Origin of the sequence: Janthinobacterium sp. P210006 (assembly GCF_036231885.1) — a bacterium.
Lineage (GTDB): Bacteria > Pseudomonadota > Gammaproteobacteria > Burkholderiales > Burkholderiaceae_D > Janthinobacterium > Janthinobacterium violaceinigrum.
The window spans coordinates 831,688-844,052 of record NZ_JAZARD010000001.1 but is presented as its reverse complement, the minus strand read 5'-3'; the positions used below and the strand labels follow the sequence as shown (position 1 = coordinate 844,052).

Below are 12,365 nucleotides of genomic sequence, written 5' to 3'. Positions count from 1 at the left end.
GCAGGTGAGGATTTTCCCCGCTGCCGCGTCTACCAAGTTAATCGGCAATAAATTAACCTGGAGAAATGCAGCATGTGGTCCCCCCGCTTCAATCCGACACCCGTCCCCCTGGCCCTGGCCGCCATGCTGGCGCTGGGCACCGTCAACGCGGCGCAGGCGCAGGCCTTGCCCGCCGTCAAACTGTCCATCGCCGCCCAGCCGCTGGGCCAGGCCCTGAACGAGCTGGCGCGCCAGGCCGGCGTGCAACTGCTGTTTTCGCCCGACCTCGTGGCCGGCAAGACGGCGCCCGCCATCAGCGCCACCGTCAGCGTGCGCGAAGGCCTCGAGCGCTTGCTGGCCGGCAGCTGCCTGCTCGCGTCCATCGACGGCAATGCCGTCATCATCAAGGCCGCGCCCAAGGTCTCGGGAGAAACGGCGACCCTGTCGGAAATCACGGTCAGCGCCAATGGCGAACGCTCGGCCGCCAGCGACGGCACGGGCGCCTACGCGACGCGGACCGTGACCCTGGCGGGCACGGAGCGCGCGCTGCGCGAAACGCCGCAATCGGTCTCCGTCGTCACGCGCCAGCAGATGGATGACAAGAACCTGTTCACCCTGGACCAGGTACTGGAACAAAGCACGGGCCTGACGCGCATGAACCGCAGCTTCGGCTCGCACGAATTCCTGTCGCGCGGCAATGCCCTGTCCTACCTGATCGATGGCATGCCCGGCATTTCCGACAATGCCACGGGCTGGCTGATCCCCGACATGGCCGTGTACGACCGCGTGGAAATCCTGCGCGGCTCGGCCGGCCTGATCGTCGGCGCGGGCACGCCGGGCGGCGTGGCCAACCTGGTGCGCAAGCGCCCCCGCACCGAAGCGCATGCGGAAGCGACGGCCACCGTGGGCAGCTGGAACCAGCGCCGCGTGGAACTCGATGCGGGCAGTCCGCTGAATGCAGCCGGCAGCGTGCGCGGCCGCGCGCTGCTGGCCTATGAAGACCGCGCTTATTTCTATGACGCGGCGCACAGCCGCATGCCCCTGTTCTACGGCATCGTCGAAGCGGACGTCGACGCCGCCACCACCGTGCGCACGGGCGCGCGCCGCCAGCACACGGTCACGGACGGCTACTGGCTGTTCGGCCTGCCCCGCTACAGCAATGGCGCCACCTTGCCGGTCCGCCGCTCGACTTCGCTGGCGCAGGACTGGAACCGCCACGACGCCACCATCAGCGAACTGTTTGCCGACCTCGAACACCGCTTCAGGGGCGACTGGAAGGCCAAGGCCGCCGTCAACCGCACCTATGGCCACTTCGACCAGCAGGCGGCCATCGTGCGCGGCAGCATCAATTCAGCCACGCAGCAGGGCGCGCGCCTGTACACGGTCAACTACCGCAAGCAGGATATCGTCACCACGGGCCTGGACGCCAACGTAGGCGGCAGTTTCGGCGCCTGGGGCGGCAGGCATGAAGTACTGCTGGGCATGAACGCCTCGCGCGCCATCACGGACGACTACGCGGCCTCGACCTCGCCCGGCCTGCCCTTCGACGTCTTCCATCCGAACAACGCCCTGCTCGCCCGCCCCGCGCACCCGGCCTGGGACTCGCTGCCGCACCTGAACGAACAGCACTACGGCGCCTACGCCAGCACGCGCTGGGAACTTCATCCGCAGCTGCACCTGCTGCTGGGCGGACGCCTGAGCTGGTTCGACAAGCAGACCACGGGCCGGCTGGCCACGGACCCCGTCAGCCGCTACAAGGAGAGCCGCGAATTCACGCCGTATGCGGGCCTGGTGCAGGACCTGGGCCGGCGCTGGTCCGTCTACGGCAGCTACACCAGCATCTTCCAGCCGCAAAGCCTGTACTACACCCTGGGCGGCCAGCCGCTGAAGCCCGTGGTGGGCGACACCTACGAGGCAGGCGTGAAGGGCGAGCTGTACGACGGCCGCCTGAACGTGGCGCTGGCCGCCTTCCGCATCAACAAGCGTGACACGGCCATCTACGACGAGGCCAGCAACGACGACTGCCTGAAGTGGGACGTGACCGGCAGCTGCTACCGCAATGGCCGCCCGCTGCGCAGCACGGGCATCGACGCGGACGCCAGCGGCGAGGTACTGCCGGGCTGGCAGCTGTCGTCCGGCTACACCTACAACATCGCGCGCGGCGAAGCGGGCGAAACGCCGCCCACCGTCACGCCCAAGCACATGCTGCGCGTGTCGACCAGCTACCGCCTGCCCGGCGCGTGGAACCACTGGACCATCGGCGGCGGCGTGTCGGCGCAAAGCGGCTATCTGTACCAGGCGGACGACAATCCCGACGTCAGCTTCCGCAACGGCGGTCGCACCGTATGGGATGCGCGCGCCTCCTATATTGTCAACCGCAACTGGAGCGCCAACCTCAGCATCGCCAACCTGACGGACAAGACCTACTGGGCCGCCACGGGCGAACTGCGCCGCGGCAACTACTTCGGCGAACCGCGCAACATCATCCTGACCCTGCGCTACACGCCGACGCTGTAGCTGCGCCATGGTCCCATTCCCGCAGCATCGTGGCGCCCGCGCCACCGTGCTGTATTTCCTCCCTCTCTCGATACCGATATCCGATGCGACCTTTCCATCTCCAAGCTACCCCCATCGCCCTGGCCGCCATGCTGGCCCTCGGCACGCCTTCCCTGGCCCAGGCGCAAACGGCCCCCACCGTCGCACTGGCCATCGCCGCCCAGCCGCTGGGAACGGCCCTCAATGAACTGGCGCGGCAAGCCAATCTGCAACTGCTGTTCGCGCCCGAGCTCGTGGCAGGCAAGACGGCGCCCGCCGTCAACGGCAAATTCAGCGTGGCCGACAGCCTCGAGCGCCTGCTGGCCGGCAGCGGCCTGGCGGCCAGCATCGATGGCAGCAGCGTCATCATCCGCCCCGCGCCCGCCGCCACGGGCAAGGTGGCGACCCTGGCGGCAATCACCGTCAGCGCCCGCCAGGACGCGGCGACCGATACCGAACTGACGAAGTCGTACACGGCGCAGGCGGTGAGCATCGGCAAGGGCCAGCAAAGCCTGCGCGAGATTCCCCAGTCCGTCTCCGTGCTGACGCGCCAGCAGCTGAACGACCAGAATCTGCTGAGCCTGGACGACGCCATGCGCGGCGTGACGGGCATCACCGTCGAGGCCAGCAGCACGGGCGGCAACCACGGCAATTTTTATTCGCGCGGCTATGCGCTCGATGCGGTGCAGGTCGATGGCGTGATGACGCCGGCCAGCACGGGCAACGACCTGTCGGCCGGCTTCGGCCTGGCCATCTATGACCGGGTGGAAGTGCTGCGCGGCCCCGCCGGGCTGTTCCAGGGTGCGGGCGACCCGGGCGGCACCATCAACCTCGTGCGCAAGCGCGCGCGCGACACCTTTGCCGCCAGCGGCGTGCTCAGCGCGGGTTCCTGGGACCGCTACTACGCAGAAGCGGACGTCACGGGTCCCCTGAGCGCGGACGGCAAGGTGCGCGGCCGCCTGGTGGCCGCCTACGAACACCGGCGCTCGTTCGTCGACCATGTGTATGCGGAAAAACCGCTGCTGTATGGCACCGTCGCCGTCGACGTGGCGCCCGGCACCGTGCTGACGGGCGGCGTCACCTGGCAGCAATACAGGGGCCGTCCCGCCTTCGGCCTGCCCGCGTACGAAGACGGGCGCCTGCTCGACGTGCCCCGCTCCACCTACCTGGACCCGGCCTGGAACCACATCACGGAACAGGTCACGGAATATTTCGCCGAACTCGATCACAAGCTGGACAACGGCGGCCAGTTCAAGGTGACGGCCCTGTACCGCGAACAGGACGAGCCGTCGCGCACATTCGGCTGGTCCGACTGCTCGGCCGATCCCGTCACGGGCGACAGCTGCCTCGTCAGCTGGAACTACCGCAGCCACTGGAAGACGCAGGGACTCGATGCCTGGCTGGCCACGCCGTTCCAGGCCTTCGGCCGCAGCCACGACCTGATCGTGGGCGCCGACTACCGCCAGGTGCACAAGCATTTCCAGTATGGCGGCGGCGACAATGCGCCGATCAACATCTTCCATCCCGATAACAATATCGCGCAGCCCAGCTATACCTTTTCCAATGGCAATGACAACCGCACCAAGCAGTTCGGCCTGTACGCGCGCACCCGCCTGCAGGCAACGGACCGGCTGGCCGTCAACCTGGGCGGACGCCTGACGCACTGGGACAACCATACCGTCAACCGCAACGCGTACTTCAACCAGTTCACCGACGTCAGCAACACCATCGAGGCCAAGTTCACGCCGTATGCGGGCCTGGTCTACGAACTCGACAAGCAATTGTCGGCCTACGGCAGCTACACGCGCATCTTCTCGCCCCAGTCCACCACGGATGCGGCTGGCCAGACGCTGAAGCCGCGCACGGGCCAGCAATTCGAGCTGGGCCTGAAGGCGGAGCTGTTCGACAAGAACGTCAATGCGCATGCGGCCCTGTTCCGCATGGAAGACGAAAACCGCGTGATGCCCGACCCGGCCAACCCCCTGTTTTCGATCGGCGCGGGCAAGATGCGCAGCCAGGGCGTGGAAGCCGAACTGAGCGGCAGCCCCCTGCCGGGCTGGAACGTCACGAGCGGCTATTCCTACACCAGCACGCGCACCCTGGAAGGCAGCGACGACCAGAAAGCCCAGCTGTACACCTTCATCGCGCCGCGCCACAACGTCAACGTGTGGACCACTTACCGGCTGGCCGGCGCGCTCGACAAGGTCAGCGTGGGCGGCGGCTTGCGCAGCGTCAGCAGCATGTACCGCCTGAACGGTCCCGTGAAGTTCGAACAGGGTCCCGTCACCACGGTGGGCTTGCAGGCGGGCTACCGTCTCAGTTCCAAGCTGGAGTTGTCCTTGACGGTGAACAATCTGTTCGACAAGAAATACTACACGCGCGTGTGGGCCGCCTATGGCTCCAACTTCTACGGCGAACCGCGCAACGCCATGCTGACCCTGCGCGGCCAGCTGTAAGCGCCCGCCAGCCGGGCCGATGCACGGCCACCGCAAAGGCGGTGGCCGTGCTCGTTTACAACATCGCACTCTTGCATGTCTCGCAACCCCGCACTATAATAAGAATAGTTCTCATTCACATTTAGGCCTCGACCAGGGCCCGCACAACGCCGCTTCCGCCTGCGCCCATCGACGATGTCCCGCCGGGCCCACATGACTGGCACGCGGCTGGATGACACGCTGCGCCAGCCAGGCATCGCCGCCAAGCAAGCATTCCATACCCATAACAAGCCTGCCGCATGACGGCAGGCACACGAGAAGAAGGATGCTTCATGGCACGAACACGTTCGCTGGCCGGCACCGTTGCCGCCACGATGTCCCCCGCCGTCCCCCCATTGCGCATCCGCCCGCTGGCCTGCGCCGTGCATTCGGCCCTGCTGACGGCGGCGCTGGGCGCAGGCGCGGCCCTGGCCGCCGACGCGCCGGCCAATCCCGAGGTCGCCACCTTGAGCGAGATCAAGGTGCTGGGCCAGCAAGACAAAGCATCGACGGAAAACACGGGTTCCTACACGACGAAAGAGATGGCCACGGCCACGCGCATGGGCCTGTCCATCCGCGAAACGCCGCAATCGATCTCCGTGGTGACGCGCCAGCGCATGGACGACATGGGCTTGAACAGCCTGGCCGAGGTGCTGGTGCAGTCGACGGGCGTGACGGTGCAGGAAAACGACAGCGAACGCACGAACTTTTCGGCGCGCGGCTTTTCCATCGGCAATTACCAGATCGACGGCGTGGCCGTCAATTCAGGCAGCAATGCGCTGTTCGACACGGCCATCTATGACCGCATCGAAATCGTGCGCGGCGCCACGGGCCTGGTCAGCGGCAATGGCGACCCGTCGGCCACCATCAACATGCTGCACAAGCGTCCGGGCAAGGAGTTCGCCGCCTCGGCCGGCCTGACCGTCGGTTCCTGGAGCAAGGTCCGGCTCGAAGGCGACATCGGCGCTCCGCTCAATGCCGATGGCAGCATCCGCGGGCGCGTCGTGGTGGCGGGCCAGAACCGCCATTCCCACCTCGACCTGTACAAGGAGCGCAAGCTGGTGGGCGCCGTCATCGTCGAGGCGGACCTGACGCCGGACACCTTGCTGACGGCCGGCATCGATTACCAGAAAAACACGCCGAAAGGCACGAGCTGGGGCACCACGCCCCTGTTCTTCTCGGACGGCACGCCAGCGAACATGCCGCGCTCGTTCAACATGGCGGCCAAGTGGAGCAGCTGGGAGCGCGCGTTCGAAAACAAATACGTCTACCTCGAACACCGCTTCGCCAACGACTGGAAGGTCAAGGCCGCGTATGGCCGCCTGGACAGCTCCTCGAACGGCAAGCTGTTCTACGGCGGCAGCGGTTACCCGAACCGCGACGGCTCCGGCCTGGGCGTGTGGAGCAGCGCCTTCCCCTACGATGAAAAGCAGGACAACTTCGACCTGTCGGCCAACGGCACCTTCCCCCTGTTCGGCCGCCGGCACGACCTGGTGCTGGGCGCCAACGGCTGGAAGCGCACGGGCACGACGAATGAAACGCAGTTCGAGGACCCGCTGCCCTTCGCCACCACCATTCCCGACTTCCGCCACTGGACGGGCGACGTGCCCGAGCCGGCCATGCTGCGCACGGGCGCGCGCGACGTCGCCACCACCAAGCAGTCGGGCGCCTTCATCGCCACGCGCATCAACGTCACGGACAACCTGAAGGTGCTGGCCGGCGCGCGCATCTCGAAGTGGGAAACGTATAACGACCGCTACGACACGCAGGGCCGCTTTGCCAAGCGCAGCTCGGCCTACAAGACGGACGATGTCGTCACGCCGTATGCGGGCGTGGTGCTGGACGTGAGCAAGAGCACCTCGCTGTACGCCAGCTACACGGACCTGTTCAAGCCGCAGAACCTGAAGGACAAGAACAATGCCTTCCTCGACCCGATCACGGGCAGCAACATCGAGGGCGGCGTGAAAAGCGAATTCTTCGACGGCGCCGTCAATGCCTCGTTTGCCGTGTATGAAGCCAAACAGGACAACCTGGGCGAGGAAGACAGCTCCGTGCCGCTGACCTTTTTGCTGCCCGACGGCAGCCGTCCGTATGTCTCGACGGGCAAGGGCACGAAAAGCCGCGGCTACGAAGCGGAAGTGTCGGGCAGCCCGCTGACGGGCTGGCAGCTGTTCGCCGGCTTTACCCACAGCACCTCGAAGACGGGCAAGGGCGTGCTGACCAACACCATCCAGCCGAGCAACATGCTGCGCGTCTCGACCACCTACCGCCTGCCGGGCCAGTGGCAAGACCTCACCATCGGCGGCGGCTTGAACTGGCAGAACGAGATCTACACGACGGCCACCCTGCCGAACAAGACGAAGACGCGGGTCAGCCAGGGCAGCTATGCGCTGGCCAACCTGATGGCGCGCTACCAGATCAACCCGAAACTGTCGGCCAGCCTGAATGTCAACAACCTGTTCGACAAGACGTATTTCCGCCGCGTGGGTTTCTATAACGGCGGCTATTACGGCGAACCGCGCAGCGTGGCGCTGAACCTGCGTTACCAGTACTGATGCACCGTGCCGGCCGCCTTCTTCGGGAACGCGGCCGTTTTGACTGTTTTGCATAAAAAATACAAGGGATACACCATGCACCTCACTTCCATCGCGCGCCTCGGCGCCCTCGCCGCCGCCCTGCTGGGCGCGGCCACCGTCTGCGGCAACGCCGGCGCGCACCAGATCTGGCTCGAGCAGAAGGGCCAGGCGGCCCACGTGTACTTCGGCGAATTCGGCGACAACCTGCGCGAAGCGTCGCCCGGCCAGCTCGACAAGTTCCGCATCCAGAGCGCGACGTGGATTGCGCCGTCCGGCAGCAAGCCGCTGCAGGCGAACAAGACGGCCGGCGCCTTCGTGCTGAACGGCAAGGTGGCGGCCGGCGAGAGCATCATCGTCGAGGAAAACGCCTATCCGTCGTGGGAAGAGAAAAAGGATGGCAAGGCCACGCGCACCGTGTGGATCCCCGCCGCGCGCCTGGTGGCCGACGGCAAGGCGCAAGCGCCCGCGCTGGCGCTGGACCTGGTGCCGACGGGCAAACCGGGCCAGTTCCAGGTCAGCTACAAAGGCAAGCCGCTGGCCGAAGCCAAGGTCAACGCCGTGGTGCAGTCGGGCTGGGGCAAGGAAGCGTGGAGCGATGCGCAAGGTCTGGTCAGCTTCCCGCTGCCCTGGAAGGGCACGTATGTGCTGGAAGTGCAGCACACGGACAAGACGGCCGGCCAGCGCGGCGCCGAACACTATGACAAGGCCATGTATGTCACCACCCTGAGCCTGGTGCAGCCGCAGGGCGTGGCGCCGCTGCCGGCCGGCCCGGCCCTGCCGCCAAGCAAGGACCACGACTGACCATGCAAGCGCCTGCCCATCCTGATACCGCTGAAAAAGCGCCGCGCCTGCGCCTGTCCGCCAATGCCGTGTACCGGCTCGGCGTGGCCTCGCGCAGCGTGGCTGCCATCGTTGGCGGCTACGTGCTGGCCGCGCTGGTCACCATGCTGCTGTCGGTGAGCCTGCCCATGGCCCGCTCCGAAGCCGTCATGACGGCCACCCTGCTGTCGTTTGCCATCTACACCTGCGTGGTGATGTGGGTCTTCGCCACGCGCAGCGCCCTGCGCGCCTGGCTGGGCCTCGCGATCCCCGCCGCCGTCATCGCCGCCATCCTGCAGTGGATGGACGCACTATCCTGGAGTCTCGCATGAAAGAAGGTTTCCGCCAGTCGATGGCATGGCTGCACACCTGGTCCGGGCTGCTCGTCTGCTGGATCTTGCTGCTGGTGTTTTGCGCCGGCACGGCCAGCTACTACCGCAACGAAATCACCTTGTGGATGCAGCCCGAACTGCATGGCGCCGCCGCCAGCCAGGTGACGACGCCAGACGCGGCCACGGTGGCGCAGCAGGCGATGCAGGAGCGGGCCACGGGCGCCACGCGCTGGTTCATCGGCCTGCCCGGCGAGCGCAATCCCTCGCTGCAGCTGGGCTGGAGCAAGCCGTCGCAACCGGGTGAAAAGAAGCGCGGACGGCGCGGCAACTTCCATAGCGAAGCGGCCGACCCGGCCACGGGCGAGGTGCTGTCCAAGCCGCGCGACACGCGGGGCGGCGAATTTTTCTACCGCCTGCATTTCGACCTGCACTACATGTCCGCCATCTGGGGCCGCTGGATCGTGGGCTTCTGCGCCATGTTCATGTTCGTCTCCATCATCAGCGGCATCGTCACGCACAAGCGCATCTTCAAGGACCTGTTTACGTTCCGGCCGAAAAAGGGCCAGCGCTCGTGGCTGGACGCGCACAACGTGACGGCCGTGCTGGCCCTGCCCTATCACATGATGATCACCTACACGGGCCTCGTCACGCTGATGTTCCTGTACATGCCGTCCGGCGCCACGGCCGCCTACAAGGGCGACCAGGATGCCTTCTTTGCCGAAGCCTTCCCGGGCCGCTCGGACGAGCGCAAGGCGGCCGGCGTGGCCGCGCCCCTGACGCCGCTGGCGCCGCTCGTGCGCCAGGCGGAGCAGCAGTGGGGCGGCAAGGTCGAGCGCATCTCCGTGAATCATCCGGGCGACGCCCACGCCACCGTGACCCTGTCGCGCGCGGCCGGACGCGACATCTCGTCGAAGCAGCCATCGATGGAATTCGATGGCGTCACGGGCAAGCTGCTGTCATCGGACGGCGACGCGCTGCCCGGCGCGGCCGCCACGCATGGCGTGATGTATGGCTTGCACATCGCCCGTTTCGGCGGCCCGCTGCTGCGCGCGCTGTTCTTCCTGTCCGGCCTGGCCGGCTGCGCCATGGTAGCCACGGGCGCCTTGCTGTGGGCCGTCAAGACGCGCCAGAAGCAGGCCAAGGCGCTGGCCGCCGGCAAGCGCCCCAGCTTCGGCCTGCGCCTGGTCGAAGCGCTCAATATCGGCGCCATCGCCGGCATTCCGATCGCCTTCGGCGCGTATTTCTGGGCCAACCGCCTGCTGTCGGTAACGATGGAAGACCGGCCGAAAGAGGAAATCGCCTGCTTCTTCGGCGCCTGGGCCCTGGCCGCCATCATCGCCCAGCTGCGCCCGTCGCGCGCCATGTGGCGCATGCAGCTGGGCGTGGGCGCATTCATGCTGGCATCCCTGCCCGTGCTGAACGTTTTCACCACGGGGTCGCACCTCGGGGTGACCCTGTTCCTGGGGCGCGGTCCCGTGGCGGTGGCCGCCTTCGACCTGGTGGTGCTGGTGCTGGGCCTGGGCCTCGCGTATGCGGCGTTCAAATTGAAGCCGCTGCCCGTGAAAGCGCCCAAGCCGGCGCCTGCCGCCAAGCCGGCAACGACGATGGAGGCCGCGTGATGGAGCTGCTGTCGAACTTCCTCGTCTTTGCCCTGTGCTATGCGGGCCTGTCGGCGCTGTGCCTGGCCATGGACCGCCACTACGCCGACCTGCACGGACGCGGCGCCGAACCGCCCGCCCCCCTGCGCCGCCGCTTGCAGTGGACGGGGTCGCTGGCGCTGGCGGCCGGCCTGGCCTGGGCCATGCATATCGCGGGCGGCGGCTATGGCCTCGTCTACTGGACCGGCAGCCTGACGGGCTGCGGCTTGCTGCTGATCTGGCTGCTGCCCTATGCACCCCACCAGGCCATGCGCCTGGCCCGCCTCGTCGGCGGCGCGGCCGTGCTGGCCGCCATTGCGCTGGCAGTGCTGTAGCTGCCGGCATGCCGTCATGCGCGACGCCATGCGCGGGCGGCATACCTGAACGGCAAGCGCGTGGCGGCATAGCAACAGCAGATTGCATCGCCCGCGCTGCCGCGCTAAAATGAGAATAATTCTTATTTGCATTAAGGCTTTCTCCACCATGCCAGGCAGTCCGTTCGCGCCCTCCCCCCTGCTGCCCACGCAGCTGGAAAGCTACTACAGCGCACACCACGGCTGGCTGGCACACTGGCTGCAACGGCGCCTGGGCAATGCTGCCGAGGCCGCCGACCTGATGCAGGATACCTTCGCGCGCCTGCTGGCCGGCGCGCCGATGCAGCCGCAAACGCCGGCCCTGCGCGCGCCGAAAGCCTACCTGGCGACGGTCGCCAAACATCTGCTGATCAACCACTTGCGCCGCCAGTCGCTGGAACGCGCGTGGCTGGACGCGCTCGCTGCCCTGCCCGAACACCATGTGCCGTCGGCCGAGCAGCGCGCGGAAATCCTGCAGGCGCTGCAAGCCGTCGATGCCATGCTCGACGGCCTGAAGCCGAAGGTGCGCGCCGTCTTCATCATGGCGCAGATCGAAGGCTATGCGTATGCGGAAATCGCCGCGCTGCTGGGCATGGGCGAGCGCTCCGTGAAGCGCTACATGGCCGAGGCGCTGACCGAGTGCGTGCTGCAGGCGCCGGACCTGCCCGCATGAGCGCGGCCATGCCCCTGTCGCGCAAGGTGGCGCGCCAGGCCGTCGAATGGTATCTGCTGGAGCAATCGGGCCAGGCCACGCCGGACGACCTGGCCGCCAGCGCCCAATGGCGCGCGCGCGACCCCGAACATGCGCGCGCCTGGAGCAAGGTGCAGCAGGTGGGCCAAACGGCCAGTCTGCTGCCGCCGGACCTGGCCGTGCCCGTGCTGCGCCGGCCCCAGCGCCGCGTGGCCATGCAGGTGCTGCTGGCGCTGATGGCGGCGCCCGCCGCCTGGCTGCTGGCGCGCCACGAGATGCTGGCCGACTACCGCAGCGGCGTGGGCGAGCGGCGCGACGTCTCCCTGCCCGATGGCGGCACGCTGGTGCTCAATACGGACAGCGCCGTCGACGTGGCGTATGGCGCCGCCGAGCGCCTGCTGACCCTGCGCCGCGGCGAACTGCTGGTGCAGACACACCCGGACCACGCAGGCAGCCGGCCCCTCATCGTCGCCACCTGCCATGGCCGCATCCGCGCGCTGGGCACGCGCTTCATCGTGCGCGTCGATGACGACAGCAGCCGCGTGACGGTGCTCGAGCATGCGGTGGAAATCACGCCGCGCGCGCCCTCGGCCACCGTGCGCACCGTCGCGGCAGGCCAGCAAAGCCGCTTCGACGCCAAGCACGCCAACCTGCCCACGCCGGCGCCGCTGCAAGCCGATGCGTGGGCGAGCGGCATGCTGGCGGTGCAGGACATGCGCCTCGACGCCTTCGCTGCCGAATTGTCGCGCTACCGCCCCGGCCTGCTGCGCGTGGAGCCGCAGGCGGCGGGCCTGCGCCTGTCGGGCGCCTTCCAGCTCGACGACACCGACGCCGTGCTGAAAAGCCTGGTGCGCATGCTGCCCGTGGACGTGCTGTACCGCACCCCGTACTGGGTCACCATCGCGGCCCGCAAAAAATAAGCGTGAAAAGTTGGCCCTTTTTTTCGCCACCGCCTGTCCTGTGGGTATT

9 protein-coding genes are annotated in these 12,365 nt (G+C 67.4%); all 9 read left to right on the top strand.

Annotation, left to right across the window (positions count from 1 at the left end):
• The first annotated feature begins 72 nt into the window (after window positions 1-72).
• The 9 genes from VPH41_RS03690 (at window position 73) to VPH41_RS03650 (ending at window position 12,316) form a co-directional block, all read left to right on the top strand.
• Window positions 73-2,496 carry a TonB-dependent siderophore receptor gene (locus VPH41_RS03690; protein WP_328569008.1) on the top strand — a complete coding sequence of 808 codons (2,424 nt, stop codon included), beginning with the start codon at window positions 73-75 and terminating at the stop codon, window positions 2,494-2,496.
• 83 nt (window positions 2,497-2,579) lie between these two features.
• Entirely contained in the window at window positions 2,580-4,970 is a 2,391-nt protein-coding gene (locus VPH41_RS03685; protein ID WP_328569007.1) for a TonB-dependent siderophore receptor, read from the top strand.
• A gap of 311 nt (window positions 4,971-5,281) precedes the next feature.
• Window positions 5,282-7,543 (top strand): TonB-dependent siderophore receptor, encoded by a 2,262-nt coding sequence (locus VPH41_RS03680; protein WP_328569006.1) that lies wholly within the window; start codon window positions 5,282-5,284, stop codon window positions 7,541-7,543.
• Window positions 7,544-7,618: 75 nt separating this feature from the next.
• Complete coding sequence (locus VPH41_RS03675) at window positions 7,619-8,365, top strand: DUF4198 domain-containing protein (protein ID WP_152283294.1); 747 nt, start codon at window positions 7,619-7,621, stop codon at window positions 8,363-8,365.
• Window positions 8,366-8,367: 2 nt separating this feature from the next.
• Complete coding sequence (locus VPH41_RS03670) at window positions 8,368-8,715, top strand: DUF3649 domain-containing protein (RefSeq protein WP_152283293.1); 348 nt, start codon at window positions 8,368-8,370, stop codon at window positions 8,713-8,715.
• Window positions 8,712-10,334, top strand: coding sequence for a PepSY-associated TM helix domain-containing protein (locus tag VPH41_RS03665; protein WP_328569005.1), 1,623 nt, complete (start codon window positions 8,712-8,714; stop codon window positions 10,332-10,334). Before VPH41_RS03670 ends, VPH41_RS03665 begins: the two co-directional genes overlap by 4 nt.
• The gene (locus VPH41_RS03660) at window positions 10,334-10,687 is read left to right on the top strand and encodes a DUF3325 domain-containing protein (RefSeq protein WP_152257559.1); all 354 of its coding nucleotides are present in this window, start codon (window positions 10,334-10,336) and stop codon (window positions 10,685-10,687) included. Before VPH41_RS03665 ends, VPH41_RS03660 begins: the two co-directional genes overlap by 1 nt.
• Window positions 10,688-10,835: 148 nt before the next feature.
• A complete protein-coding gene (locus tag VPH41_RS03655; RefSeq protein WP_328569004.1) occupies window positions 10,836-11,378 on the top strand; it encodes a sigma-70 family RNA polymerase sigma factor in 543 nt (180 codons plus the stop codon).
• A complete protein-coding gene (locus VPH41_RS03650; protein WP_328569003.1) occupies window positions 11,375-12,316 on the top strand; it encodes a FecR domain-containing protein in 942 nt (313 codons plus the stop codon). Before VPH41_RS03655 ends, VPH41_RS03650 begins: the two co-directional genes overlap by 4 nt.
• Window positions 12,317-12,365 lie beyond the last annotated feature (49 nt).